Origin of the sequence: Acuticoccus sp., assembly GCF_965213555.1 — a bacterium.
Taxonomy (GTDB): Bacteria; Pseudomonadota; Alphaproteobacteria; order Rhizobiales; family Amorphaceae; genus Acuticoccus.
On record NZ_OZ243890.1, the window covers coordinates 3680276 to 3706641 of the forward strand.

At 71.3% G+C, this 26366-nt stretch carries 21 protein-coding genes and 1 tRNA gene; 16 read left to right on the top strand and 6 right to left on the bottom strand.

Annotated elements, in window-relative coordinates:
* Positions 1 to 55: 55 nt before the first annotated feature.
* Together eno and ACOOE8_RS17215 are read right to left on the bottom strand one after the other, a co-directional pair.
* A complete protein-coding gene (gene eno, locus ACOOE8_RS17210) occupies positions 56 to 1342 on the bottom strand; it encodes a phosphopyruvate hydratase (RefSeq protein WP_420392628.1) in 1287 nt (428 codons plus the stop codon).
* Positions 1343 to 1457: 115 nt separating this feature from the next.
* On the bottom strand, positions 1458 to 2894 hold the full coding sequence (locus ACOOE8_RS17215) for a glycosyltransferase family 4 protein (protein WP_420392629.1): 1437 nt from the start codon (positions 2892 to 2894) through the stop codon (positions 1458 to 1460).
* A gap of 85 nt (positions 2895 to 2979) precedes the next feature.
* On the opposite strand from ACOOE8_RS17215, the gene rfbC reads away from it, so the two are divergent.
* The 16 genes from rfbC to ACOOE8_RS17295 all read left to right on the top strand — a co-directional run bounded on the left by rfbC (position 2980) and on the right by ACOOE8_RS17295 (position 20469).
* Positions 2980 to 3534 (top strand): dTDP-4-dehydrorhamnose 3,5-epimerase, encoded by a 555-nt coding sequence (gene rfbC / locus ACOOE8_RS17220; RefSeq protein ID WP_420392630.1) that lies wholly within the window; start codon positions 2980 to 2982, stop codon positions 3532 to 3534.
* A 107-nt stretch (positions 3535 to 3641) separates the two neighbouring features.
* Positions 3642 to 5210: a glycosyltransferase family 2 protein gene (locus ACOOE8_RS17225; protein WP_420392631.1), complete on the top strand. Its 1569-nt coding sequence runs from the start codon at positions 3642 to 3644 to the stop codon at positions 5208 to 5210.
* A gap of 12 nt (positions 5211 to 5222) precedes the next feature.
* Entirely contained in the window at positions 5223 to 6014 is a 792-nt protein-coding gene (locus ACOOE8_RS17230) for an ABC transporter permease (protein ID WP_420392632.1), read from the top strand.
* A 33-nt stretch (positions 6015 to 6047) separates the two neighbouring features.
* Positions 6048 to 6914 (top strand): UTP--glucose-1-phosphate uridylyltransferase GalU, encoded by an 867-nt coding sequence (galU, locus tag ACOOE8_RS17235; protein ID WP_420392633.1) that lies wholly within the window; start codon positions 6048 to 6050, stop codon positions 6912 to 6914.
* 137 nt (positions 6915 to 7051) lie between these two features.
* The gene (locus ACOOE8_RS17240) at positions 7052 to 7465 is read left to right on the top strand and encodes a DUF4864 domain-containing protein (protein ID WP_420392634.1); all 414 of its coding nucleotides are present in this window, start codon (positions 7052 to 7054) and stop codon (positions 7463 to 7465) included.
* A gap of 53 nt (positions 7466 to 7518) precedes the next feature.
* A tRNA-Lys gene (locus tag ACOOE8_RS17245) sits at positions 7519 to 7594 on the top strand.
* 227 nt (positions 7595 to 7821) lie between these two features.
* A complete protein-coding gene (locus ACOOE8_RS17250; RefSeq protein WP_420392635.1) occupies positions 7822 to 10065 on the top strand; it encodes an ATP-grasp fold amidoligase family protein in 2244 nt (747 codons plus the stop codon).
* Between the two features lie 3 nt (positions 10066 to 10068).
* A complete protein-coding gene (locus ACOOE8_RS17255; protein WP_420392636.1) occupies positions 10069 to 11136 on the top strand; it encodes a sugar-transfer associated ATP-grasp domain-containing protein in 1068 nt (355 codons plus the stop codon).
* Between the two features lie 9 nt (positions 11137 to 11145).
* Positions 11146 to 12222, top strand: coding sequence for a sugar-transfer associated ATP-grasp domain-containing protein (locus tag ACOOE8_RS17260; protein ID WP_420392637.1), 1077 nt, complete (start codon positions 11146 to 11148; stop codon positions 12220 to 12222).
* A complete protein-coding gene (locus tag ACOOE8_RS17265; RefSeq protein ID WP_420392638.1) occupies positions 12209 to 13729 on the top strand; it encodes an oligosaccharide flippase family protein in 1521 nt (506 codons plus the stop codon). Before ACOOE8_RS17260 ends, ACOOE8_RS17265 begins: the two co-directional genes overlap by 14 nt.
* A 154-nt stretch (positions 13730 to 13883) precedes the next feature.
* Positions 13884 to 15053 carry an acyl-CoA dehydrogenase family protein gene (locus ACOOE8_RS17270; protein WP_420392639.1) on the top strand — a complete coding sequence of 390 codons (1170 nt, stop codon included), beginning with the start codon at positions 13884 to 13886 and terminating at the stop codon, positions 15051 to 15053.
* Positions 15054 to 15055: 2 nt separating this feature from the next.
* A complete protein-coding gene (locus ACOOE8_RS17275; protein ID WP_420392640.1) occupies positions 15056 to 16363 on the top strand; it encodes an acyl-CoA dehydrogenase family protein in 1308 nt (435 codons plus the stop codon).
* The gene (locus ACOOE8_RS17280) at positions 16347 to 17303 is read left to right on the top strand and encodes a tripartite tricarboxylate transporter substrate binding protein (RefSeq protein ID WP_420392641.1); all 957 of its coding nucleotides are present in this window, start codon (positions 16347 to 16349) and stop codon (positions 17301 to 17303) included. The genes ACOOE8_RS17275 and ACOOE8_RS17280 overlap by 17 nt, the downstream gene beginning before the upstream one ends.
* A 16-nt stretch (positions 17304 to 17319) precedes the next feature.
* A complete protein-coding gene (locus ACOOE8_RS17285; protein WP_420392642.1) occupies positions 17320 to 17781 on the top strand; it encodes a tripartite tricarboxylate transporter TctB family protein in 462 nt (153 codons plus the stop codon).
* 19 nt (positions 17782 to 17800) lie between these two features.
* Positions 17801 to 19306, top strand: coding sequence for a tripartite tricarboxylate transporter permease (locus ACOOE8_RS17290; RefSeq protein WP_420392643.1), 1506 nt, complete (start codon positions 17801 to 17803; stop codon positions 19304 to 19306).
* Complete coding sequence (locus ACOOE8_RS17295) at positions 19303 to 20469, top strand: CaiB/BaiF CoA transferase family protein (RefSeq protein WP_420392644.1); 1167 nt, start codon at positions 19303 to 19305, stop codon at positions 20467 to 20469. The genes ACOOE8_RS17290 and ACOOE8_RS17295 overlap by 4 nt, the downstream gene beginning before the upstream one ends.
* A 285-nt stretch (positions 20470 to 20754) precedes the next feature.
* On the opposite strand, the gene ACOOE8_RS17300 is transcribed toward ACOOE8_RS17295, so the two are convergent.
* The 4 genes from ACOOE8_RS17300 to ACOOE8_RS17315 form a co-directional block, all read right to left on the bottom strand.
* Positions 20755 to 22425 (bottom strand): hydantoinase B/oxoprolinase family protein, encoded by a 1671-nt coding sequence (locus tag ACOOE8_RS17300; RefSeq protein ID WP_420392645.1) that lies wholly within the window; start codon positions 22423 to 22425, stop codon positions 20755 to 20757.
* A gap of 17 nt (positions 22426 to 22442) precedes the next feature.
* Entirely contained in the window at positions 22443 to 24461 is a 2019-nt protein-coding gene (locus ACOOE8_RS17305) for a hydantoinase/oxoprolinase family protein (RefSeq protein WP_420392646.1), read from the bottom strand.
* A 91-nt stretch (positions 24462 to 24552) separates the two neighbouring features.
* Entirely contained in the window at positions 24553 to 25863 is a 1311-nt protein-coding gene (locus ACOOE8_RS17310) for a TRAP transporter large permease (RefSeq protein ID WP_420392647.1), read from the bottom strand.
* Positions 25860 to 26366 carry a TRAP transporter small permease subunit gene (locus ACOOE8_RS17315; protein ID WP_420392648.1) on the bottom strand — a complete coding sequence of 169 codons (507 nt, stop codon included), beginning with the start codon at positions 26364 to 26366 and terminating at the stop codon, positions 25860 to 25862. The genes ACOOE8_RS17310 and ACOOE8_RS17315 overlap by 4 nt, the downstream gene beginning before the upstream one ends.

Genomic DNA, 26366 nt, shown 5'->3' on the forward strand with positions numbered 1-26366 from the left:
ATGGGTCAGTGGCTCCGCGTCGTCCCGTGTGTAAAGGAGCGGGCTGGGCCGAGGCTCAACGAGCGGGCACCCCCACCGGCAAGCCCCGCGCAGCGTAGCGGGCGCTGAAGCCCAGCATCTCCTCGATCCGCAATAGCTGGTTGTACTTCGCCGTGCGGTCCGATCGGGCGAGCGAGCCCGTCTTGATCTGGCCACACTGGGTGGCGACGGCGAGGTCGGCGATGGTGGTGTCCTCGGTCTCGCCCGAGCGGTGGCTCATCACCGCGCGGTAGCCCGAGCGGTGCGCGAGGTCCACCGTGTCGAGCGTCTCCGTCAGGGTGCCGATCTGGTTGACCTTGACGAGGATCGCGTTGCCGACCCGTCGCTCGATGCCCTCGGCGAGGCGCGCCTCGTTGGTGACGAAGAGGTCGTCGCCGACGAGCTGGCAGCGTGAGCCGATCCGCTCGGTGAGGAGCGCCCAGCCGTCCCAGTCGTCCTCACCCATCCCATCCTCGATGGAGATGATCGGATAGCCGTCGACGAGCTCGGCGAGGTAGTCCACCATCTTGGAGGGCTGCAGCGTGCGCTGTTCCCCCTCCAGGCGATACTGGCCGTCCGCGACCAGTTCGGTGGCGGCGCAATCGAGGGCGATGAAGACGTCCTCGCCCATGCGTGCGCCGGCCGCCGCGCCCGCCTCCATGATGATGTCGAGGGCCGCGCGCGCCGAGGGCAGGTTGGGGGCGAAGCCGCCCTCGTCACCGACGTTGGTGTTGTGCCCTGCCGACTTCAGCTTCGACTTCAGCGCCTGGAAGATCTCCGCCCCCGCCCTCAGCGCCTCGCCGAAGGAGGGGTAGCCGACCGGCATCACCATGAACTCCTGGAAGTCGATGGGGTTGTCCGCGTGGGCGCCGCCGTTGAGGATGTTCATCATCGGCACGGGCAAGAGCGTAGCGTTGATGCCGCCGACGTAGCGGTAGAGCGGCAGCCCGGCGGAGCGGGCGGCGGCGTGCGCCACCGCGAGCGAGACGCCGAGGATGGCGTTCGCGCCGAGCCGGCCCTTGTTGGGTGTGCCGTCGAGGGCGGTCATCACCCCGTCGATGTGGCGCTGACGCTGCGCCTCGAGGCCGGACAGCGCGTCGAACAGCTCGCCGTTCACCGCCTCGCAGGCCGCCTTCACCCCCTTGCCGCCGAACCGGTCGCCGCCGTCCCGGCGCTCCGCCGCCTCGTAGGCCCCCGTCGAGGCCCCCGAGGGCACCGCGGCGCGGCCGTGAGCGCCGTCCTCCAGCGTCACGTCGACCTCCACCGTCGGGTTGCCGCGGCTGTCGAGGATCTCCCGTGCGTTGATGTCGATGATCGCGCTCAAACCGTTCCCCCATCGCGCCGCTACGGCCGGCGGCGCCCGTCTGATAGCGGATGGAGCACCGCGAACATAGGCGCAGAGGCCAGCACCCAGCTCTGCCGCGCGCAGGGCAGAGCTGTCAGAACACGGTCCGTGCCGAGGCGGAGGGGGACGCCGTCGCGCTCGCGAGGCGTACCGTCCTGCGTGGCGTCGTCGGCACCCTCGCGCGATCGCCGACCTCCTCGAGGAACGGCCGGACCGCGGCGAAGTGGTCCGACCACCCCGGCGGGCGGAAGGCCCTGGCATGGTCGACCGCAGCCGCACGTCGCCGCGACCCCGGCGTCGCGTAGTCGAGGATCGCGGCCATCCAGGCGGGACCGTCGAGGGGGTCGATGAGTTCGGCCGCGTGTCCGACGATCTCACGGAACACGGGGATGTCGGAGGCGATGACGGGCGTGTCGCAGCACAACGCCTCGGTGACGGGCATGCCGAACCCCTCCACGAACGAGGGCATGAGGACCGCGGTCGCGTGCCGTCGCAGGACGGCCAGCGCGCCGTCGGGCACCGCGCCGGCCTCGTAGACGTGGTTGGACAAGTCCGTCGCGCGGTCGAGCATGGCGATGGGGGACTGCGCCTCCCAGCCGCGCTTGCCGGCGACGATGAGCTTGGGGGCAGCGGACCCGAGGTCGGCCGCCATGCGCCGCCACACGTTGAACAAAAGTGCGTGGTTCTTCCGGGCCTCGATGGTGGAGACGACGAGGAAGTAGGGCTCGTCGAGGAGCGGCGGCAGGTCCGGATCCACCGGCACCGACGCGTCGCAGCCGATGTGGGAAACGAGCATCGGCGGCGTGCGGCGGCCGAGGAGCGGAGCGACGCGGTCGGCGCAGTACCGCGAGGTGGCGATCAGCCCGTCCGCGTGCGCCGCAACGGTCTTGTAGCGCGAGGCGCACTGCATGACGGTGGTCGGCCGGACGAACTCGGGGAAGTCGATGGGAATGGCGTCGTGGCACAGGCAGATCATGGCGACGCCGCCGGCCGACTTCAGCCGCTCCACGGGCTCGGGTCGCTCGAGCCGGTCGAGGGAGGCGCGCAGGTAGACCACTGGTCGCTTGAGTTGCGCCTGACGCAGGAGCGGGCTCAGCGCCTCGCGCGCCCACGCCGACGCCATCTCTCGGGCCCAGTTGGAGAAGCGCGAGTTGCCGGACCGCCGCGACGCCACGCGGCGAGCCTTGCGGTGGGCACGCTCCTCCACGGAGACGTGGCCTAGGTGCGGCGGGCGCGGCGCGGCGTCGCCAGCGAGGAAGTCGTTGACGTTGTGGATGGCCTGGGCCGCCGGGAAGCCCTGCGCACCGCGCTCCCACACGTCCGCCTGCCGGTCGAGGAAGGCTGGCACCGCGCCGTCGGCGATGAGTCGCACCGCGCCGGGCATCGTGATGACGAAGCGCACGTCCTCGCGCGGCAGCCCGCTCAGCCAGCGCGCGTAGGCGAACTCCACGCGCTCGATCCCGGTCGGCGCGGAGCGCCCGGAGGCCGACAGGAGCCGTGTGAGGTCGAACAGGATGAGGGGTCGGCTCACGCGTCGTCCAAACTAACTTTACCCGCTTGAGCATAGCGTCCTACACGCTCAGGCGCGGCGACCCAACTGCATCGACGAGGCCCCGGTGGACATCATCCCCTTGAACATCGCGGACGTGGTGCTGGTGCGTCCCCGCCGCTACACCGACGACCGCGGCTGGCTCGAGGAGACCTGGCACGGACCCCGCATGGCCGAGGCGGGCCTCGCGTTCGACTTCGTGCAGGACAACCAGAGCCTCTCGCACCGTGCGGGCACCGTCCGCGGGCTGCACTTCCAGGTTGCCCCCCACCCGCAGGCCAAGCTCGTCCGCGCGCTGGCCGGCGCGCTCCTCGACGTCGCCGTGGACCTGCGGCAGGGGTCGGCCACCTACGGACGTTGGGTCTCGGCCGAGCTGTCGGTGGACAACGGCCTGCAGATGGTGGTGCCCCGCGGCTTCGCGCACGGCTTCCGCACGCTCGTGCCCGACACCATGGTCGCCTACAAGGTCGACGGCCTCTACGACCGCAGCAGCGAGCGGGGCATCCGCTTCGACGATCCGGACCTTGCCATCGACTGGGGCGGCTCCGCGGCCGGCGCGGTGCTGTCGGACAAGGACCGGGCCCTGCCGACGCTCGCGGAGGCGGGCAAGTTCGCGTTCTGACGTCGTCCCTTGCGGCGACCGCACCTAGCCCGGCCGCGGCGACTTGGCGCGGCCTGAACAGCCTCGCGCCGGGGGCGTGGCGCCTCGAGCCGTGCGCGGACGTCCCCGTGCGGGTGGCGGTTGAGACGTCCGTGGGGACCGTCCCGCTGCGCGCGAGCGACGACGGGACCGTCATCTTCGCGGCGGACGAACAGCTCGGCGAGGTGCGCCTCTGGCCCGTCGAGGATGGGTGGACGAACGTCGACCCGCGTCTGAGCCCCATCGCCCCTTGGAACACCCTCATGCCGGACTGGCGGCTCGGTCCGGTGCGCCAACCCCCGCGCCTTGCCACCGCCTCCCGGACGCGCCCGGCAACGCCCGCCGGTTGGGCCGCGCCCATCGCGGAGGCCGAGGCGGTCGACGTCGACGGAGCGCGGCTCGAGGTGGGCGAGGCCGGCGTCCTCGCCCTCGCGTTCGAGCCGGCGTTGGCTCCGGGATGGCACAGGGTCGAGGCGACCATCCTCGACGCTGGCGGCCACCATGCGCTCGTGGATCCTTCGCTGCTCTCTCCTGCTGCAACCTCGCCGCGGGACCGGCTGGCGGTGCTGCGCCCCCGGTCCGGAGTTTACGCAGCTGCGCTGCGCATCACGGTCCCGACGACACGCCTCCTGTTCCGCCCCCGCGAGCAGCGCGGCACCGTCGTCGTCCCGCGCCTCGAGGTTCGCAGGCTCGGCCCGCTCGCGGAGCCGCGGGATCGCCTCCTGCGCGCGGCCGTCGCCGTGGCCGGCTGGCGTCGACCGGTCCGCCCGGCGCCGCTCGTCCGGACGCGTCCCCTGGCGAGGGGGCCCAGCGTCACCGTGATCACCGCGACGCGGGACGCTCCTCGGCACCTTGCGCGCTACCTCGCGACGCTGTCGCAGACCGCCTACGCGCCGTTCGACGTCATCCTCGTCGACAACGGCACCCGCGACCCGGAGGCGCTGGCGCTCCTCGAGGAGGCGGCGCAGACGATGCGCGTGCGCCGCGACCCCCGGCCGTTCAACTTCGCCGCGCTGTGCAACGCTGCAGCGAGGGAGGCGCAGGGGGACGTCCTCGTATTCGCCAACAACGACGTCGCCTTCGTGGAGCCGGGCTGGCTCGCGCCGCTTGCCACCGCGGCGGTGGACCCTGCGACGGGGGCGGCCGGCGCGCGCCTCCTCTATCCCAACGGGCGCGTCCAGCATGCCGGCCTCGTCCTCGCCGGCGAGGCGCGGGTACGGCACGCCGAGCGCTTCCTGCCGGCGCGGGCCGCGGGCCACCGGGACCGCCAACGCCTGCCAAGCGAGGTCGTCGCGGTGACGGGCGCGCTGATGGCGATGCGCCGCGAGGTGTTCCTCGCCCTCGGCGGCTTCGATGCGGTGCGCTACGCCGTCCTCCTCAACGACGTCGACCTGTGCCTGCGCGCCCGGCGTGCGGGGCTCGTCAATCGCCTGATCCCTGAGTCCGTCGCGGTCCACGACGAGAGCGTCACCATCGGCCAGCGGCGTAGCGCGGACCTCCTTGCTCGGGGCGGCGCTGTCTGGCAGCACGAGCGTGCCGCCGAGGCCGACCACCTGCGCCGCGCGTGGGCCGATGTCCTCGACGCCGATCCGTGCTATCCGCGCGAGCACGACTCCGTCGCGGCGCGCTTCCGACCGCACCGAAAGACTGTTCCGTAAACGGGAGCCTCGATGGCTTCGATCGCCGCGTCCCTGACGAGCACCGCCCGCGTCGTCTACAGCGTTGCCCAGCGCGACACGCAGTCCAAGCATGCCGAGTCGCCCATCGGACTGTTCGCGATGGTCCTCGAGCCGTTCGCGATGATGTGCGTGATGAGCGTCGTCTTCGCGACCATCAAGATGCGCGTGCCCGGCATGGGCGACTACCTCATGCTCTTCATCATGACCGGCACGCTGCCGCTGTCCATGTTTCGCGGCGGCGTCAGCAGCGCCGAGCGCGCAGCCCGGAAGATGAAGCGGGCGCTCGTCCTGCCCCAGATCCAGCCGATCGACCTCGTGATGGGCGGCATCCTCGCCAACTTCCTCGCGGTTTTGGCGCTCTACCTCGTCATCACGGCGATGTTCCACTTCTTCTACGGCACCGACGAGCCCGAGGCGTTGCTCCTGTCGATCGTGCCCGCGGTGTGCAACGCCTGCATCGCGCTGGGCTTCGCCTGCCTCAACATGGTGATCAAGACCTGGTTCAAGTTCTGGGGCTTCATCTTTGCCATGGCGACCGCGCCGCTCAACATCTGCTCCGGAATGTTCTACACGGCCGAGTCGTTGCCACCGAAGATCCAGGAGGTCCTGTGGTGGAACCCGTTCCTGCACTCGACGGAGTTGACGCGCACGTACTACTTTCCCGAGTTCGAGTCCGGGTTCTTCTCGCCGAGCTACTACTTCGCCTGGGTCATCGGCGCGCCGCTCGTGGGGCTGACGCTGGAGCGCATGTTCCGCTATCGGCTGCTACGCAGTAAGACCTGAGCCCGCCTCGACCCAACCCTTTAAAGGCCCACCATGCAGCCCGTCCGCAAAGCCGTCCTGCCGGTCGCCGGCCTCGGCACCCGCTTCCTGCCCGCGACCAAGGCGATGCCCAAGGAGATGCTGACCGTCGTCGACCGCCCCGTGCTGCAGTACGTGGTGGACGAGGCGCTGGAGGCCGGCATCGAGCAGTTCGTCTTCGTGACGGGGCGCAACAAGGGCGTCATCGAGGACCACTTCGACACCGCCTTCGAGCTCGAGTGGACGCTCGGCGAGCGCGGCAAGACGGAGCCCCTTGAGACGCTGCGGACGGAGCTGCCGGCGGCGGGCAACGTGTCCTTCACGCGCCAGCAGGCCCCCCTCGGCCTCGGCCACGCGGTGTGGTGCGCGCGCCACCTCGTCGGTGACGAGCCGTTCGCGCTCCTCCTGCCGGACGTCATCATCAAGGCCGAGCGTGGCGTGATGGCTCAGATGATGGACGTCTACAACGAGCACGGCACCAACGTCATCGCCGTGGAGGAGGTCCCGGAGGATCGCACCGATCAGTACGGCGTGGTCGAGATCGCGGGCAGCGGCGACGTGTTCGACGTCACCGGCATGGTGGAGAAGCCGAAGGCGGGGAGCGCGCCGTCCAACCTCATCATCACCGGGCGCTACATCCTGAAGCCGCGCATCTTCGACCTTCTGTCGCGCCAGGAGAAGGGCGCCGGCGGCGAGATCCAAGTGACGGATTCGATGCTGACCCTCATGCGCGAGGACGGCTTCAAGGGCCTGCGCTTCAAGGGGACGACCTACGACTGCGGCTCCAAGATCGGCTTCCTCGCGGCGAACCTCGCCTACGGGCTCGACCGGCCGGATCTCGGTCCGCAACTCGCGGAGGTCGCACGCGAGCTTCTGGGTTAGCCGGCGTCCTACGCTGCGGCGGTCGGCCGCGTTCGCCTCCTCTGAGGCTTCCGTCATGGTCCGCTGGCCTGGGGCTTGCACCCCGGTCCGGCAACGAGCTGACCCCGCCGACCGCCTCGGCCAAACGGAGTTCGCCCATGAAAACGGTCTCGTTCATCCTTGCGGCCGTCCTCGGCCTCGCCACGGTCGGTCCGGCCGCCGCCGATCCCGCGGAGGTGCGCAAGACCATCCTCGCGCAGATGGAGGCGCTGCGCGACGGCGACGCCGCCGAGGCGTACTCCTACGCCGCCCCGGCCATCCAGCGCCTGTTCCCGACGCCGCAGCGCTTCATGACCATGGTGCGCCGCGGCTATGCGCCGGTGGCGGAGGCGCGCTCCCCGGTCTTCCTCCGCCACAGCGCCACGGAGGAGGCCTCGTTTGCCCAGGAGGTGATGTTCTCCGACGCCGATGGCCGGTCTTGGATGGCGCTCTACACGCTCGCTCAGCAGCCGGACGGCTCGTGGCGCATCACCGGGTGTTATCTGAAGAAGTCCACGGGCCGCGACGCCTGACACCCCTGTGCGGTTGACGCCCCCGCACTTGGCGCCTATGTCCGCGCCTTCGGGGGCGCATAGCTCAGTTGGTAGAGCAGCTGACTCTTAATCAGCGGGTCCACGGTTCGAGTCCGTGTGCGCCTACCAGCCCCTCCGTGCATGAATCCGATGGCCCAGTGAACTCCCTGCACCATAGGTGCGTTGCACCAAGGCGGAGGGATCGTTACGCGTCGGCGCAACGACCTCCCATCCGGGGCTTCATCGAGGGTTTCTCGTAGCTTCATCAATCTTTCGCTTTCCTTCGGGACGTCCCGTGTTAACACCCTTAGCGTGTAAGGGTGTGTTGGTGCGCCGGTGTAAGTTGAAGGGGTGTTATGGTTATCGGACTGCAGTCGCGCCCGGTGAGCGCGATCGTTCCGACCTACAATCGCGCTGACCTCATCGGTGAGTCGCTCGAGAGCCTGCTGTCGCAGACGACGCCGCCGCGACAGATCGTGGTGGTCGATGACGGTTCGATCGACGACACGCGCTCGGTCCTAGCCGGGTTCGGCAGTGCCATCGAGTTGGTCCGCAAGGAGAATGGCGGCAAGGCATCGGCGATGAACCGCGGGATGGCGCATGCCACCCAACCCCTCCTATGGTTCTTCGACGACGACGACATCGCAGTCCCTGATGCGTTGAGCACGCTGTACAACGCGTTGCACGACGAGCCGGACGCCGCCTTCGCCTACGGCCTCGTGGACAAGTTCACCGGCGCGTGGCCGTCGCCGTTGTCGCCGCCGTGCATCGCGTACGCGGCCCGCGATCGTCAGGCGCTCTATCTGAAGTTACTCGAGGACTTCTTCATCTGGCAGTGCGCCACGCTCGTTCGGCGCGACTGCCTCGCCGCCATCGGCCCGTTCAACGAAAGCTTCGCCCGCTCGCAGGATTACGAGATGATCCTGCGCATGGTGAAGCGGTATCATGGGGTCGCCGTCCCCCGCGTCGTCTTCCACCAACGCCATCACGACAGGACGCGGGGGCCGCAGTCCGCTCGAGTCAACGCGGCGCAGATCGAGGAGACGTGGCGAAGCTACGCGTACCGCCTCTTCGGCGAGGTGCGCGCACGCGAGCCGCTGTCGTCCTACTGCGATGTGTCGGGGGAGGAGCCGCTGACGTCGCGTCAAACGGTGACCGCGCTGCTCCAACGCAGCGCCGCCATGGGCCGCAAGGGACTTTGGGCGGAGGCGACGGAGGACATGACGGCGGCGGCGGCCGAGGCCAGGGCGGCCGGTGTCGTCGAACTGGTCGCGCAGGAGCGCAGCGCGCTGCGAGCCGTGTTCGAGCACGGGGCGCGTTCCCGCTTCGCCTCGCTCGCCCAGGCGCGGGCGTTCCGCCGCGCCGTCCTGACGTTCGACCGCCCGCTCGGCGACGAGGTTCTCGGCAACCTGATGCACTCGGTCACCCACCAGCTCAGGCTCACCCTGATGCGTGACGCCGAGCGCCCGCAGCCGACGGCGCTTGCCCGCATCCTCCTCGCCCTTGCCGGTCCGCGCGCCCTGCGCGCCGCGCGCGCGGCGCGGGCCACCGACGATCGGTATTACGCCGTGGCTCCGGTGCGACCCATCGACGACGCCGCCCTCGCCAGGGCGCCCGAGCTCGAGGCGGGGCGATCGTCCGCGAAGCAGGCCGTCCTGCGCGGTGCCGCGGCCGTGGCGCCCGACGCCTTGCGCACCGGCTTTGTGCTGGCGAGGGCGCGGCGCTACCGGGCGATGGACCGCGAGCCGACCCGCGCGCTCGTCACTCGCCAGTTCGCCGACAAGGTCGGACTGCCCCTCGACCTCGACCGCCCGAGGGGGCTCAGCGAGCGGCTCAACGCCAAGAAGCTGCGTCCGCCATCGCCGCTCGAGACCCGCTGCGCCGACAAGATCGCGGTGCGCGACTACGTGCGTGACGCGGTCGGCGCGCACGTCCTGACCCGCCTGATCCTCAGCACGAACCGCTTGGCGGACGTGGGCCCGGGCCGGATCCCGGACGAGCGCTTCGTCGTGAAGTCCAACCACGACTTCGGGGGCGTCTTCCTGTGCCACGACCGCGCGACGTTCGACTGGGTCGGCACGCGCCTCGCCCTGGCGGACAGGCTGTCTCAGAACCATTGGCGGCGCCACCGCGAGCCGGCCTACAAGGATGTGCCTCCGGCCGTGCTGGTGGAGGAGTTCCTGCCGTCCGATGGCCCTGATGGGCTGCGCGAGCTCAAGATCTTCGCCTTCCACGGGAAGCCGGAGGCCATCATGGTCGTGCGCGAGGACGGCGGGCTGCGCACGAAGACGATGTTCGACACGACCTGGCGGCGGCTGCCGATCAAGCGCCGGCGCGCGCCGGTCTACGCCGGCAACATCGCCCGGCCGGACCGCCTGGGTGAGATGCTCGACGTCGCGGCGACGCTCGCCGCACCCTTCGACTTCTGCCGCGTCGACCTCTACGACACCGCCCGCGGCGTGGTGTTCGGCGAGCTCACGTTCTACCCTGAAGGCGGGTTCGACGTGTTCGATCCGCCGTCCGCCGAGCGGGCGTTCGGCGACCTTCTCGCCCGGGGTGGCTCCGCCGCGGCGCCGGCCCTGCGCATCACCGCGGCCTGAGCCGTGGACGACGGGGCAGCCATCGCCGCAGGATCATCCGGTCCGCCCCTCGCGTCTCGCATCGGTGGCGTGCGGCGCCAGCTGAGGCCGCTGGCGCGCCAGGCCCGGTTCGTGCGGCGGTTCGGACCGTCCTACCTGCGCGAGGGTGCGGCGTCCGGCCGGTCGCTGCTGGCCCGAGCCCGCGACGTGTGGGCCGGCTTCCACCCCAACGAGGCGGACTGGTACCGGCAGATCCGCGGACACACCCGCGGGGTCCTCACGAACCGTGACCGCGAGACCGCCCTGCACGGCCTCAACGGGCACTACGCGTACGTCCTCGACAACAAGGCGCTGTTCGCCGAGCTGATGCGCGCCCGCGAGCTCGCGACGCCGAGGGTCTACGCGGTGTCGACCGCCGGACGCTGGCGCTTCGCACCCGGCGGCGAGGCCGCGCTGGCCGAAGCACTGCGACGCGACGGTCGCATCGTCGTCAAGCCGACCCTCGGCTCGAAGGGCCGGTCGATCCGCCTGTGCCGGTCCCTCGACGAGCTCGACCGGTTCCAGGACGAGGATGCCATCGCCACCTCGTTCGTGGTGCAGGCACCGTACGCCCATGAGATCCACGCTGCGACGCTCAACACCATCCGCATCCTCATGATGCGCGACGCTGCGGGGCGTCCGGTGCTCGCCGCGGCGGTGCACCGGTTCGGGACGGCCGGCTCCGGCCTCGTCGACAACTTCAGCGCAGGCGGGCTCGTGGCGAAGGTCGACGTCGCCACCGGGACGCTCGACCGCGCGGTGACCATCGTGGAGTGCAACGCGGTGCGCTTCCTCGACGCCCACCCCGACACCGGCGCGCCCATCGCCGGCGTGGTCGTCCCCGGATGGGACCGGGTGCACGACCTCGTCGGAGCGCTGGGCGACGCGTTCCCGGAGCTCGTCTACGTCGGCTGGGACGTCGCGATGACCGAGGCGGGGCCGACGGTGATCGAGGGCAACGCCCACCCGAGCCTACGCTTCTTCCAGTTCTACGACACGCTGCTCGACGACCCGCGCGTCGGGCCGCTGTTCCGTCGCATCGTCGCACGGTAGGTCCCGACGGTGCGCCTGCTTCCCTACCGCGTGCGCCGGCGGCTCGCGCCGTACCAGGCGCTGTGGCGCTTCGAGCGCGCGAACGCCGGGCCGACGCGGCCGGCCCTCCTCGCCCGCGGCTTCCTGTCGAACCGGGCCGAGCTCTACCCCTTCGGCGATCACGACGCGGTGCTGTTCCTGACCGACGTCGAGGTGGAGGTCCGACTGCCGCGGCTCAACGCGCCGGACGCGAGCCGGGTCTTCAGCGACAAGCGCGCCTTCCACGAGGCGGTCCGCGTCGGACAGGTGCCGGCACGCACCGCCGACCTCGTCGCGGTGGTGGAGGACGGCGCGGTGCGGCTCCACGGCGCGTTCGCGGCGCCGGAGGCGGTGCTGCCCGCGCGCATGATCGCCAAGCCCGCGGAGGGCAGCGGCGGCCGCGGCGTCCTCGCGGTGCGATCGCTGGCCGAGGTTCCTCGGACGGGTGTGATGGTCGTGGAGGCGGCCATCGAGCCCCACCCCGACGTCGCGGCGATCTTCCCCGGAGCGCTCAACACGGTGCGTGTGTTGACCGGGCGGCTCGGGGACGCCACGCCGCTCCTCCTCGGCGCGACGCATCGCTTCGGGACGAGCGCCTCGGCGCCGACGGACAACTTCAAGGCGGGTGGGCTCGTCGCGGCGCTCGACCTTGCAAGCGGACGGCTCGGCAGCGCGGTCGCGCTTGGCGGGGACGGGCGGCGCCGCACCTTCGACCGCCATCCCGACACCGGCGCGCCCATCGCCGGGCGCACGGTGCCCCATTGGCGGGACGTCATCGCCCTTGCGCTGGCGTGCGCTGGCGCGGTGCCGGGGCTGTCCTACGCCGGTTGGGACATCGCGATCGACTCGGACGGCGCGGTTCTTGTGGAGGGCAACGCGGGCCTCGCCAACCCCAACATCGTGCAGGCGCACGGTCCGCTCCTCACCAGCGCCGCGATTGCGGACTACTTCGCCGCCGTCGGGGTGCTGTCGCCGGGCCGCCGTCGGAGGGTCGCACGGGCGCTGGGGGAGGGGCGAGGCGAGCCGGTGCCAGCGCTGGGAGCGGCGGTGCGCCATGTCGACCGCTAGCCGCCTCATCGGCCAGGCGATGTGGGCCTCGGGCGGGCAGCTCGTGCAGGCCGGCGTCGCCATGGCCGGCACGGTGGTGCTCGTCCGCCTCCTCGGCGTGGAGGCGTACGGAATATATGCCCTCGGCCTGCTGTTCACCGGGTTCGCCGACGTCTTCGTCGGCGGGCACACCGCGGACGTCCTCGTCCAGCGCCAGGACGTGACGCGGCGGCACGAGCGCGCCGCCTTCACGGTCTGCGTCACGCTCGCGCTCGCGGCGTTCGGCACGATCCTCGCGACCGCCGACCTCGCTGCACGCCTGTTCGACGTGCAGGAACTCGGCGACGTCCTCACCGTCATGGCGGTGCTGCCCCTCCTCACCGGGCTTGCCGCGGTGCCGACGCAACTCCTGGTGCGACGCACCCGCTTCGCGACGCTCGCCACGACGAGCGGCGCGTGCGCGGTGGTCGCGGTGGGCGTTGCGGTCGCCCTTGCGCTGTCGGGAGCCGGGGTGTGGAGCCTCGTCGGCCTCGAGGTCACGCGTCGCGTCCTGTCCCTCACCGTGCTGACGGTCGCCGCCGCCTGGCGTCCCGGCTTCACGGGCGACCGGGGCACCCTGCGTGAGGTGCTCGCCTTCGCCATGCGCCGCGTCGAAAACCTTGGGCTCACCTACATCTCCCAGCACGCGCTGCCCCGCATCGTCATCGCCCAGGTGCTCGGTCCGACCGCGCTCGGCTTCTACGCGGTGGCGCGCCGGCTGCTCGACCAGATGCACAGCGTGCTGAGCGCCCCGGCCGCCGCGGTCGCCTTCCCGGCGGTCAGCCGCTGGCAGGGGGAGCGGGCGCGCCTCCGGGCGCTCATCGCGTCCGGCATCCGGCTCACCACGTGGGTGTTCTGGCCGGCGATGGTCGGCCTCATCGTCGTGGCGCCGGCGCTCGTCCCCCTCATGCTTGGCGAGCGATGGACCGAGGCCGTGCCCATGCTCCAGCTCCTCGCCGTCGGCTCGCTGCGCGTGCCGGTGGCCTCGTTCAACTCGACCATCCTCGTCGGCTGCGGGCGGATGCGGGACGTGTCGCTGATCTCCATCACGTCCATCGTCGTCGCCGTGCCTACGCTCGCCTTGGGCGTCGGGTTCGGCCTGACAGGGGTCGCCGCCGCGCTCGCCTTCCGCCAATGGGCGCTCTGGCCGCTGGGGGCCACCCTCGTGTGGCGCGCGTCGGGCTTCCCGCCGTGGCGCCAGCTCGCGATCCTCGCCGCGGCGGCGCTGCCGTCGCTGCTGATGGCCGGCGTGGTGCTGGCGGTGGGGGCGGCGCTCGCCAGCGAGGAGCCGCTGGCGCGCAGCCTCGTCCTCGTGGGGACGGGGCTCGCGACGTACCCGCTCGTGTGGGCGGCCTGCAACCCGGTCGCCGCACGCACCGCGTTGCGCGCTGCTGCCGACCTCGTGGGCGGAGACGTCGGCGCCGCCCGTGGCCGCATCGCGGCCATCGTCGGCGCGCCGAACGCGTCGGATGCTCGCGGAGCTCGGTGATCGCCAGCCCCGCAGGCTGAGAACGCCGAGCAGGTGTCCGGCCGTGCGGTGCGATCCTGAGCGTCGCGGGGCGTCTTGGGGCGCTGCGTTGCGCTTTGCCCACGCGTTGGGCATCCTGGCCAATGGCGCGTCAGACCGCGAAGGAGCGGGACGGATGGACACCCCCCTCATCAACGTGACGTTCGAGGATGCGCTAGCCTCGCTGCGTGCGTTCGTGCGCGACATGGCGATCCCTGCGGAGGAGGAGGTGGCGGCCCGCGACGCGATCCCCGAGGCGATCGTGGATGAGATGCGGAGCCGCGGCTACTTCGGCTGGAGCATCCCGCGGGAGTACGGCGGCGCCGGCCACACCACCGAGGAGCTCGCACGCCTCAACATGGAGCTCGCCCAGGCAGCGACCGCGTTCCGCGCCCGCGCCGGCACGAACACCGGCATCGGCGCGGAGGGGCTCGTGCACGACGGTACCGAGGCGCAGCGGCGCGCCTGGCTGCCGCGCCTCGCGTCGGGCGAGCTGACGAGCTGCCTCGCCCTCACCGAGCCGAACGTCGGATCCGACGCCATCGCCGTGGAGACGACCGCGCGGCGCGAGGGCGAGTCCTACGTGCTGAACGGGCGCAAGGCCTACATCACCAACGCGCCCATCGCCGACCTCTTCACGGTGATCGCGCGGACCGATCCGGACCGGGCGGACAAGGGGGCGCTCAGCGCCTTCCTCATCGAGGCCGGGACGCCAGGGCTCGTCCCGGGCCCTCCCTACCGCAAGATGGGCCAGGAGGGCTCGCCGGTCTCCGAGATCACGTTCAACGACTGCCGCGTCCCGGCGGAGAACCTCCTCGGCGGCATTGAGGGACGTGGCTTCGACACCATGATGAAGGCGCTCAACAAGCAGCGCATCAACCTTGCCGCGTTCTGCACGGGCTCGGCGATCCGCCTCCTCGACGAGGCGGTGCGGCACGCGCTGACGCGGCGTCAGTTCGGGCGTCCCATCGGCGACTTCCAGCTCGTCCAGGCGATGATCGCCGACAGCCAGACGGACGTGCACACGGCGCGCGCCCTGGTGCTCGAGACCGCGCGTCGCCGCGACGCCGGCGAGGACGTCACCATGGAGGCGTCGATCTGCAAGTACCACGCGTCGGAGGCGTGCGGCCGCGTTGCCGACCGCACGGTGCAGATCTTCGGCGGGGCCGGCTACGTCGCGGACTACGCATGCGTGGAGCGGCTCTACCGCGACGCGCGCCTCTTCAGGCTCTACGAGGGCACGAGCCAGATCCACCAGCTCAACATCGCCAAGCGCACCCTGAAGCGCGCAGCCCCGGACCGCTGACCATGGACGCCCGTGCCACCGCGACCATCGCCGACGACGCGCGCCGGTTCTTCAAGGACAGGATCCTACCCCGGCACCGCGACTGGCTGGCGGCCACCGCGTCCGGCACCGCGACGGCCGACGTCGTCGAGCCGCTCCGCGCCGAGGCGCGCGAGGCCGGCCTCTGGAACCTCGGCGTCGCGGACCTGCCGGCGGACGCGCCGGGACGCGGCCTCACCAACTGCGACTTCGCGCCCATCGCAGAGCTGCTCGGCCGGCTGCCCTGGGCGTCCGCCGTGTTCAACTGCCACGCGCCCGACCTTCCCAACATGGTGATGCTGAACGCGTTGGTGACGCCGGAGCAGCGCGCTGCGTGGCTCGATCCGCTCCTCGCGGGGCATGCCTCGTCCGCGTTCGCCATGAGCGAGCCGGACGTCGCCTCGTCCGACGCCACCAACATCGCGACGACGATCCAGCGCGACGGCGACGATTACGTGATCGACGGGCGCAAGTGGTACATCACCGGGGCGGCACGGCCGGACCTCGACTTCCACATCGTCATGGGCGTCACCGACCCGGGGGCCGAGCGCACCGCGCGCCACTCCATGGTCCTCGTGCCGGCCGACGCGCCCGGCATCACGGTCCTGCGCGAGCTGCGCTTCATGGGGTGGCAGGACCATCCGGCGCCCATCGCCGAAGTCGTGTTCGACGCGGTGCACGTCCCACGCGCCAACCTTCTCGGCGAGGAGGGACGGGGGTTCGAGGGCGCGCAGGTGCGGCTCGGACCGGCGCGGCTGCACCACGCTCTGCGCTGCATCGGGCTCGCCGAGGTGCTGCTGCACCTCATGAAGCTGCGCGTGGCGGAGCGGCGGACGTTCGGCGCCTCGGTCGCCGAGCGCGACAGCGTCCAGCAGTGGATCGCGGAGGCGCGCATCGACATCGAGGTGTCCCGCACGTTCCTGCACGCCGCGGCCGACGCCCTCGACCGGCAGGGGTTCAAGGCGAGCTGGCGCGCCATCTCTATGGCGAAGGTCCACGTGCCGCGCGTCCTCCAGGCCATCGCCGACCGCGCGCTGCAGCTCTTCGGCGCGGCGGGCGGCAGCGACGACCACATCATTCACCACGCCTTCGTCTACGCCCGCATGTTCCGCATCGCCGACGGCCCGGACGAGGTGCACTTGCGCCAGATCTTCCGCAGCGAGACGATGCCGGAGGGCCAGCTCGCGGACAGCCCCTACGTGGCGCGCCGCGTCGAGGTGCCGGAACAGCCGCGTTCGAACGAAGCAAAAACGACAACACAGAGGGAGGGCGTCGATGTTTTCCAGGCGTGATCTTGCATGGGTGGGCGCGGCAGCGCTGGCCACAACCCTTGCCGCCGGGGCGCAGGCGGCGGAGTATCCGACGAAGCCGGTGACCATGCTGGTGCCCTACGGCGCCGGCGGCATCACCGACGTCATGGCCCGCCTGACCGCGCGGCACCTTGAGGCCGAGCTCGGCGAGACGATCGTCGTCGTGAACCGGACCGGCGCGTCCGGCACGGTCGGGCTGACCGCGACCGCACGCGAGCGGGCGGACGGCTACACGATTGCGATGGTCCCGTCGGCGCCGCTCATCATCCAGCCGCACCTGAGGCCGGTCGGCTACGACCTCGACGCGTTCGACTACATCTGCCAGGTGTTCGCCTCGCCCATCGTGCTGACCACCGCGCAAGACTCGCCCTTCGAGGACCTGTCGGACGTCCTCGATGAGGCCAAGGCGAACCCCGACGCGCTGACCTACTCCTCCGCAGGGCCCGGCAGCCTGCCGCACATCTCCATGGTGCGGCTCTTGGAGGACGTCGGTGCGAAGATGCGTCACGTGCCCATGGAGGGCGACGCGGGGGCGACGACGGCCGTGCAGGGCGGCCACGTGGACTTGGCCATCGTCGGCGGCAGCTCGGTGGTCGGCAAGGACCTCAAGACGATCACGATCTTCGACGACGAACCGATGGCATCCGTCCCAGGCGCCAAGCCGGCCCGCGAGTCCGGCCACGACGTGACCTACGTCCTGTGGGGCGGGATCATCGCGCCGAAGGGCATTCCGGACGAGGCGCGCACGCGCCTCACCGACGCCTGCGAGGCCGCCGCCTCCAGCGAGGACTTCGCCGCGGAGATGCGCGAGAAGGCGAGCAACGCCGCGTTCCTGCCACCCGAGGGGTTCCGCGCCGCCGTCGACGCCGACAGCGAGGCGAACGCCAAGGTGATCGACGCGCTCGGCATGGCGCGCCGCTGACGCGCTGGCGGAGACCGTGCGCCGCGCGCTCGCCGACCTCGTCGCCGGCACCGTGCTCCTCGCCGGCTCCGTCGCGCTCATCGCGATGACCGCGGCGGCGGACTATAAGATGGGCGAAGGCGCGGCCTACGACGCGGGGCTCATGCCCCGGGTCTGGCTCACCCTCGCCGCCGCCTGCGCGCTCGTGATCGCTGCCCGTGGCGTCGCCTCGCTGCGGTCGGCGGCTTCCGGCCGCCTCGTCGCGATGAGCGCGCCCCGCCTCGCGCTGGCGGGCGGGCTCGTGCTCGCCTTCGTGCTCGGCTTCGTCGCGGTGGGGTACTGGATCGCCGTGCTCCTGTTCGTCCCTGCCTTCGCGACGGCGCTCGGCTTCCGCCGTCCGCTCACGACCCTTGCCGTCACCGTTGCCTTCGCGGCGGTCACGTGGGTCGTCTTCGCCGAGCTGCTTGGCGTGCGCCTGATGGCGTGGCCTGGTGCCTGACCGTGCCTGATCCCGCGCGATGACCGCCGACACGCTCCTCTCCGCCCTCGGCATGCTCGCCTCCTTCGAGGCGATCGCGGCGATCCTCCTCGGCACGCTCTACGGCATCTTCATCGGCGCGACGCCCGGGCTCGGCTCGGTCCTCGGGATCACCGTGATCCTGCCGTTCACGTTCGTGTTGGGGCAGGAGGTGTCCATCGCCGTCCTCCTCGGCACCTACTGCGGCTCGGTCTACGGCGGTTGCATCCCCGCGATCCTGATCAACTCGCCGGGGACGCCGCAGTCGGCCGCGACGCTGTTCGACGGTTACCCGATGGCGCGGGCCGGTCAGCCGGCGCTCGCCCTCGGCTGGGCGACGTTCGCCTCCGCCTTCGGCGGCATCCTCGCGTGCGCGATCCTCGCCGCGGCCGCGCCGCCGCTGGCGCGGTTCGGGCTGAGGTTCGGCCCCATCGAGTACTTCGCCCTCGGCCTGTTCGCGCTCACCTGCATCGCGTCGGTGGCGCGCGAGAGCCTGGTGAAGGGCCTGTTCGGCGCCGCGTTTGGGCTGTTCCTCGCGATGATCGGATCGGATCCGATCTCCGGCATCATCCGCTACGACTTCGGCTCGTTCGAGCTCGCCGCGGGGCTCTCCCTCATCCCGGTGCTCGTCGGGCTGTTCGCCCTGTCGGAGGTCCTGTGGCGCGTCGCCGACCGGGCCGGCCCGCCCGAGGCGATCGTGGAGCGCGTGCGCTTCGCGATGCCGCCGCTGCGCGACATCGGGCGTCGCTGGTGGCTCCTCGTGAAGTCGTCGCTGATCGGGACGGGCATCGGCAGCCTGCCCGGCGTCGGCGCTACGGCGGCCGCGCTCGTCAGCTACGCGGAGGCCAAGCGCACCTCGCCGGACCGGGCCAACTTCGGCCGCGGCTCGCCGGACGGGATCGTCGCGTCCGAGGCGGCGAACAACGCGGTGACCGCCGGCGCGCTGGTGCCGACCCTGGCGCTCGGGGTGCCCGGCGACCCCATCACCGCCGTGCTCCTCGGCGCCCTCACGATCCAGAACATCATTCCCGGGCCGACGCTGTTCGCGCAGCAGCCTGAGCTGGTCACCTTTCTGTTCATGGCGCTGTTCGTGGTGAACGTCGTGATGTTCGTCATGGGCGCCACGCTCGGCCCGCTGTTCTCGAGGATCCTGCGCCTTCCCGAGCCGCTCCTCATCGCCTGCCTCGTGGTGCTCATCGTGGTGGGCACCTATTCGGTGAACCAGAGCTCGTTCGACCTTGCCGTCCTTGTCGTGATGGGCCTCGTCGGGTTCGCCTTCCGCTGGGTGGAGATCCCGCTCGCGCCGGTGGTGATCGGCTTCGTGCTGAGCCCGATGATCGAGAGCGGGTTGAGGCGCGGGCTCATCCTCACGAACGACAGCATCCTTGCCTTCTTCGCCTCGCCCATCGCGGCGACGCTGTTCGCGCTCACCGCGCTCTTCCTCCTGTGGCCGGTCGCATCCGGCCTCCTCGCGCGTCGCTCCACCGCACCACGGACCCAACGATGACCGATCCCAAGCGCACCGGACCCCTCGCGGGCCTGCGCGTCCTCGACATCTCGACGATCATCGCCGCGCCGTTCGCCGCCACGCTCCTCGCCGACTACGGTGCCGACGTCGTCAAGGTCGAGCTGCCGGGGGAGGGGGACGGGCTGCGCCACTTCCCGCCGTTCAAGGACGGTCGCTCGCTGTGGTGGAAGACGACGAACCGCGGCAAGCGCTTCGTGGCGCTCGACCTGCGCACCCCCGACGGCGCGGCGACCTTCCGCAGGATGGTGCGCGACTTCGACGTGGTGATCGAGAACTTCCGCCCCGGAACGCTGGAGCGCTGGGGACTAGGGCCGGACGTCCTCATCGGCGAGAACCCGAGCCTCGTCCTTGCCCGCGTCACCGGCTTCGGCCAGGACGGGCCGGCGGCGCAGCGCCCGGGCTTCGCGCGGCTCTTCGAGGCGATGTCCGGCCTGACCCACATCACCGGCGAGGCGGACGGGCCGCCCATGCACTCCGGCTACCCCATGGGCGACGCCATCGGCGGGCTGTTCGCGGCGATGTCGGTCGCGGTCGCGCTGGTGTCGGTGGCGAACGACCCCGAGCGGCACGGCCAGGTGATCGACCTGTCGCTCACCGAGGCGATGTTCCGCCTCCTCGACTCGCAGACCATCGGCTACGGCGAGGTCGGCTGGATCCCGCAGCGCACCGGCAACGCGAACCAGTACTCCGCGCCGTCGGACGTCTACCCCACACGGGACGGCAAGCACGTCTCGCTGTCGGGAAGCACCAACGCCACCTTCAGGCGCAACCTTGCGGCCATCGGCCGGCCCGACCTCGCGACCGACCGGCGGTTCGCCGACAACAAGGTTCGCGTGGAAAACACCGGCGCGCTGGACGCCGTCTTCCGCGAATACTTCGCGACGCACGACTTCGACGAGATCGTCGCCTCGTTCGCGCGCGAGGGCGGGACGCTGGCACCGATCCTGTCCATCGACATGATCTACGAGGATCCGCAGTTCCGTGCGCGCGGTGCGATCGTCGACGTACCGGACGACGACTTCGGCACGGTGAAGATGCAGGGCGTCGTGCCGCGTTTCAGCCGCTCGCGGTGTGCCGTCACCGGCTCGGGAGGCGCCCTCGGCCGCGACACGGACGAGGTGCTGAAGGACTACGCCACCTGAGCGACGGTCTCGTCGGTGGACCGCGCGAGGCGCTCCAAAGCGAGCACGGTGTGGTCGTCGTGCATGCCGTACCCGAGGGTCCACCATCAGCGCGTCGGCGAAGGCCGCCGCCTCGAGCCGGCGGTGGCGAGGTAGCCGGCCTCCGCCGGCGCGCCGCTCGCCGACACCGCCGCACCGGCCGACACCGCGTCGAGTCGGTGCGCCCGTCCGCATCAGTAAGCCACACGCCGTGGGCCGACGTGACGCGGGGCGGCGGAGAACCAAGTGTGCGGTGGAGGTCGCGGTTTAGGCGTCGCCGCTGAAGTAGCCGCGACGGCGGTCCTCGGCGATGGCCTCCGGATCGCGCTCCTCGGCCGGCCCGTAGCCGCCGCCGCCCGGCGTCCGCACCTCGACCCAGTCCCCGGGTCCCAGCACGTAGCCCTCGCCCTTCGACAGGTGCTCGGGCGTCAGCACCTTATCGCCCTGGCCGATGCGGATCTCGTTGGGCTCGCCCGGCTCGCCACCGAGGATGCCCGGAGGGCCGAACCGGCCGTGTTCCATGAGGAACGACGCCTTTCCCTTGCCGCGCAGGATGCGCAGCCGGTAGTCGACGCCGAAGCCGCCGCGGTGGCGGCCCGCGCCGGCCGAGCCCTCACGCAGCGCGTAGCGCTCGAACAGCAGCGGGTAGCGCTGCTCCAGGATCTCGACGGGCTGGCTCTTGGAGATGCCGATGGACGAGCAGCCGTTGGTGAGCCCGTCCCCGTCCCACCAGCCGCCGTAGCCGCCGCCCGAGAAGTTGTACATGATGTACCCCTCACCGGTCTCGGGGTCGGTGCCGCCGAGGCTGATGTTGCCGGACGAGCCCGCGCCGGCCGCGAACGACTTGCCAGGGATCGCCTCGGCGAGGGCGAGCACGATGGCCTCGCCGATGCGCTGCGAGGTCTCCGCCGCGCACCCTGCCACGGGCCGCGGCAGCTCGGCGCGCAGGAACGTGCCCTCCGTGCCGCGCACGGTGACGGGGCGGAAGCAGCCCGCGTTCATCGGCACGTCCGGGAAGATGTGCTTCAGCGCGACGTAGACCGCCGACATGGTGGACGCGTAGACCGAGTTCATCGGACCCTCGCACGGCGGCGAGGACCCTGCGAAGTCGAACGTGACGTCCGACCCTTCGATGGTGGCCACCACGCGCACCTCGAGCGGCGCGTCCACCACGCCGTCGGAGTCCATGTAGGCGGACGCGGCGTACGTGCCGTCCGGGATGTCCGTCAGGTGGGCGCGCATCAGCCGCTCCGCGCGCACCTCGATCTCGGCGATCGCCGCCTCCACCGTGTCCGAGCCCCACCGGTCGAGGAGCGCGGTAAGCCGCTTCACGCCGATCTCGAGCGCCGCGACCTGGGCCTTGATGTCGCCGATGCGCTCCTTGGCGACGCGCACGTTGGCGAGCACCAGCTTGACGATGTCGTCGTTCATCCGCCCGTCCTCGACGAGCTTCACCGGCGGGATGCGCAGGCCCTCCTGGTAGATCTCCGTCGCGGTGGAGTTGAACCCGCCCGGCACCATGCCGCCGGTGTCCGGCCAGTGCCCGGTGTTGGCGAGGTAGCACCACGGCCGACCGCGGTAGTGGAACGGGCGCACCATCTTGACGTCCATCAGGTGCGTGCCGCCGAAGTACGGGTCGTTGACGAGGACGACGTCGCCGTCGCGAAGGTCCGGCCGGTTCTCGATGACCGCGCGCGTCGTCTCCTGCATGACGCCGAGGAAAATGGGCAGGCCGATCTCGCCCTGGGCGATCATGCGCCCGTCGCCGAGGCCGTAGATGCCGTTGGAGCGGTCGAACGCCTCGGAGATGACGGGGGAGAACGAGGTCTTCTCATGGACGAGGTCCATCTCCGAGCAGACCTGCTGCAAACCCTTCTCGATCACCGCCAGGGTGACCGGGTCGATGGCAGCGGCGGCGGCGGTGACCGGTGCGTCCATGGCGTGTCTCCAGGCGGCTAGAGCGTGATGATGAGGTTGCCGACGTCGTCGACCGCGGCCGTCGAGCCGGGATCGAGGACGAGCGTCGCGTCGCCCTGCTCGACGATGGCGGGTCCGTCGAGGCGCGCATCGGGCGTCAGGCGGTCGCGGTCCCACACCGCCGCGTCGTGCCAGCCGTCCTCGAACCAGACGCGGCGCGAGCCCCGGCGCGCCTCGCCGCCGTCCGGCATGGCGCGGAACAGCGACAGGTCGACGGGGTCGCGCCGGCCGATCAGCGTGGTGCGCAAGTTGACGAGCATCGGCACCATCTCGGGGAACGAGAGCCCGAAGCGGCGGTGGTAGGCCTCCGTGAAGTCGGCCAGCAGGCGCTCGCCGTCGAACGCGTCGCCGGCGATGGGGACGCGCAGCACGTGGGACTGGCCGCGGAACAACAGGTCCGCCTCGTGGCGAACCTCGACCGCCGTCGTGACGACCTTCTCGCGCTCCAGGAGGTCGCGTCCCGCCTGCGCCTGGCGGGTTAGGACCCCATCCGCCTCGGCCCTCGCGACGCTCGCGAGGGGCGCGCTCACCGTCTGCACGAAGTCGTGGCGCACGTCCGCGAGGATGCAGCCGAGCGCGGACGTGAGCCCGGGGAAGCGCGGCACGACGACCCGCGGGATGCCGAGTTCACGGGCGATCTCCACCGCATGAAGCGGCCCCGCGCCGCCGAACGGCATCAGCGCGAAGTCGCGTGGGTCGTGCCCCTTCTCGATGGAGATGAGCCGGATCGCGCCGGCGAGCTCGGCGACCGCGACCTTCAGGATCGCCGCCGCGGCCTCGTGGGCGTCGAGCCCGAGGGCTGCGCCGAGGTCGGCGAGCGCGCCGCGCACCGCGTCCATCGGCGCACGTCCGGTGCCGCCGATGATCGCGTCGGGGTTCAGCCTGCCGAGGAGGAAGTTCGCGTCCGTGATCGTCGGCTCGGTGCCGCCACGACCGAAGCCGATGGGGCCGGGGAACGATCCCGCGCTCTGCGGTCCGACGCGCAGGAGGCCGGCGCGGTCGAGCCTTGCGATGGAGCCGCCGCCCGCGCCGATGGTGTGGATGTCGATCATCGGGATGCGGATCGGCACCGCGTAGGCGAGGTCCTTCTCCGCCGACACGATGGGCTCGCCGCCGACCACCAGCGCCACGTCGAAGGAGGTGCCTCCCATGTCGGCGGTGATGACGTTGCCGGTCCCTGCGGCCTTGGCGATGGCCGCGGCGGCGAGGACGCCGGCCGCGGGACCCGACATCACCGTCTGCACCGCCTGCTCGCCGACGAGCGAGGCAGCCATCATGCCCCCGTTCGCCTGCATGACGAGGAGCTCGTTGGCGAAGCCTCGCCCGCGCAAGGTCCCCGCGACGCCTTCGATGTAACCTGCCACGATGGGGGCGATGCCGGCGTGGATCGCAGCCGTCGACCCGCGCTCGAACTCGCGCATCTCGCGCACGATCTCATGGCCGGCGACCACGTAGGGGTTCGGCCACAAGCCGCGGACGATCTCGGCCGCGCGCACCTCGTGCGCGTCGTTGACGTAGGCGTGCAGGAAGTGGACGACCACCGACTCGACCCCATCGGCGAGGAGCCGGTCCACGGCGGTGCGCACCTCGTCCTCGTCGAGGGGGAGGACGACCCGGCCGTCGGCGTCCATGCGCTCGGTCACCTCGAGGCGCCGGTGGCGCGGGATGAGCGGCTCGAAGTTGCCGGTGAGCCCCCACGCGTTCGGGCGCGTGCGGCGGCCGAGCTCGAGGCTGTCGCGGAAGCCGACCGTGGTGATGAGGCCGACGGCGGCGCCGTTCCTCTCGAGCACCGCGTTGGTGCCGGCGGTGGTGCCGTGGACCAGCCAGTCGATGGCGGACGGCGCCGTGCCCAGCGCGTCGATCCCCTCCATGAAGCCGCGCGCCCGGTCGTCGACCGTGGTCGGCACCTTCGCCGAGCGGAACGACTGCGATGCACCGTCGACGAGCAGGAAGTCGGTGAACGTGCCGCCGACGTCCACCCCCACGCTGACCGTCATGCGCTCGCGCTCCCGCTCGTCCTTAGGCCGCCGTCGCCGCGAGCATGAAGCGGACCGGGCACTGGCGGTGTCAAGTTCGCTGCGGGCCGCATCAGAAGAGCGCGTTCGGCAGGACGAGCACGATCTGCGGGAAGATCATGCAGATGGCGACGGCGAGCATCATCAGGAGGATGAACGGCACGACGGAGCGGTAGATGTCGACCATGCCGACCGACGGCGGGGCGACGCCGCGCAGGTAGAACAGGTTGTAGCCGAACGGCGGGGTCAGGAAGCCGATCTCCATGTTGATGATGTAAAGGATGCCGAACCAGACCGGATCGAAGCCGAGCTTGATGACGATGGGGACGAAGATCGGCGCCGTGATCATGATGATGCCGACGGTGTCGAGGAGCATCCCCATGAGGAGCAGGATCAACTGCATGCCGACGAGGATCGCCCATCGGTTCACCTCGAGGCCGAGCGCGATCCCCTCGATGAGCCGCGCCGCGCCCATGGCGGTGTAGAACGTCGACAGCGCCGTGGCGCCGATGACGATCCAGAAGATCATGCAGGAGAGCTGCAGCGTCTCGAAGCACGCCTCGGTGAGCCGCCGCCACGTCATGCGCCCCAGCACCGTCGCGGCGAGCAGCGCACCGGCTGCGCCCACGGCGCCCGCCTCCGACACGCTCGCCGCGCCGGTGAGGATCGAGCCCATGACGGCGACGACGAGCGCGACGGGGACGACGAGCCCGGTGAGGCTCGCGAGCTTCTCGCGCAGGGTGAAGCGCTCCATCGTCGTGCCGCCCGAGCCCTCAGGGTCGAGGGCGCCGCGGACGATCAGGTAAACGCAGAACAGCGCCGCGATGAGGAGCCCCGGCAGCACGCCGCCGGCGTAGAGCTTGCCGATGGAGGTGTTGGAGACGATGCCGTAGACGATCATCGTCACGCTCGGCGGGATGAGGATGCCGAGCGAGCCGCCGGCCGCCACCGAGCCGAGGGCGACGCCCTTGCCGTAGCCGCGCGCGAGCATCGCCGGCACCGCGAGGAGGCCCATGGAGATGGTCGCCGCGCCCGACACGCCGGCCATCGCGGCGAACAGCGTGCAGATCACCACGGTGCCGATGGCGAGCCCGCCGCGCAGGCCGCCGAACCAGCGCTGCATGGTGTCGAACAGGTCGTCGGCGATCCGCGCGCGCTGCAGCATCGCCGCCATGAAGATGAACAGCGGGATCGCCACGTACTCGAAGCTCGTCGCCGTCGCGAAGGCGCGGATCGGCAGCATGTTGAGCGCCATCGGGCTCCAGAACACCGTGATGAGCGCGATGGAGAGGCCCCCGAGGGCGAAGGCGATGGGCACGCCCAGCCCGAGCGTCACCACCATGCCGACGAACAAGAGCGACGTGGTGAGGACCGGGTCGGTCAACGACGCGCGTCCGGCGGGCCCGCCCACACGTGGTAGAGGTGGCTCGCCCAGGCGAGCACGAGGAGGGCCGCGCCGAGCGGCAGGAGCCCCTTGGCGAGCCAGACCGGTCCGCTCCAGGCGCCGGTCGCCGACACCTCGCCGATGGCATAGGACTTGGCGAAGAACGACCAGCCGAAGCGTAGGAGGACGCCGACGAACAGGGCGAACAGCGCGGTGGACACCAAGGTGTCGACGAGCGCCTTCGCGCGCGGACTGAACCGGTCGTAGAGCGCGTCCACCCGCACGAAGTGGCCGCGGGCCAGCGCCCACGGCCCGCCGAGGAAGATCAGCGCCGCGAGGAGCCACGCGCTGACGTCGCCGGTCCACGGCTGCGACCGGCCGAGCCAGCCGCGCATCACCATCTCGAACAGGATGACGGCGATGATGCCGAGGACGGTGAACGCCGCCGCACGGCCGAGCGCGGCGATGACGGCGTCGATGGCTGCGACCGCGCGGGCCAGCAC

What these genes read in the sequence shown, in the direction of transcription:
- ACOOE8_RS17230 (WP_420392632.1), top strand. Translation starts at nt 5,223, where the DNA reads ATGGCTTCGATCGCCGCGTCCCTGACGAGCACCGCCCGCGTCGTCTAC.
- galU (WP_420392633.1), top strand. Translation starts at nt 6,048, where the DNA reads ATGCAGCCCGTCCGCAAAGCCGTCCTGCCGGTCGCCGGCCTCGGCACC.
- ACOOE8_RS17240 (WP_420392634.1), top strand. Translation starts at nt 7,052, where the DNA reads ATGAAAACGGTCTCGTTCATCCTTGCGGCCGTCCTCGGCCTCGCCACG.
- ACOOE8_RS17250 (WP_420392635.1), top strand. Translation starts at nt 7,822, where the DNA reads ATGGTTATCGGACTGCAGTCGCGCCCGGTGAGCGCGATCGTTCCGACC.
- ACOOE8_RS17265 (WP_420392638.1), top strand. Translation starts at nt 12,209, where the DNA reads ATGTCGACCGCTAGCCGCCTCATCGGCCAGGCGATGTGGGCCTCGGGC.
- ACOOE8_RS17270 (WP_420392639.1), top strand. Translation starts at nt 13,884, where the DNA reads ATGGACACCCCCCTCATCAACGTGACGTTCGAGGATGCGCTAGCCTCG.
- ACOOE8_RS17275 (WP_420392640.1), top strand. Translation starts at nt 15,056, where the DNA reads ATGGACGCCCGTGCCACCGCGACCATCGCCGACGACGCGCGCCGGTTC.
- ACOOE8_RS17280 (WP_420392641.1), top strand. Translation starts at nt 16,347, where the DNA reads ATGTTTTCCAGGCGTGATCTTGCATGGGTGGGCGCGGCAGCGCTGGCC.
- ACOOE8_RS17290 (WP_420392643.1), top strand. Translation starts at nt 17,801, where the DNA reads ATGACCGCCGACACGCTCCTCTCCGCCCTCGGCATGCTCGCCTCCTTC.
- ACOOE8_RS17295 (WP_420392644.1), top strand. Translation starts at nt 19,303, where the DNA reads ATGACCGATCCCAAGCGCACCGGACCCCTCGCGGGCCTGCGCGTCCTC.
- ACOOE8_RS17300 (WP_420392645.1), bottom strand. Translation starts at nt 22,425, where the DNA reads ATGGACGCACCGGTCACCGCCGCCGCCGCTGCCATCGACCCGGTCACC.
- ACOOE8_RS17305 (WP_420392646.1), bottom strand. Translation starts at nt 24,461, where the DNA reads ATGACGGTCAGCGTGGGGGTGGACGTCGGCGGCACGTTCACCGACTTC.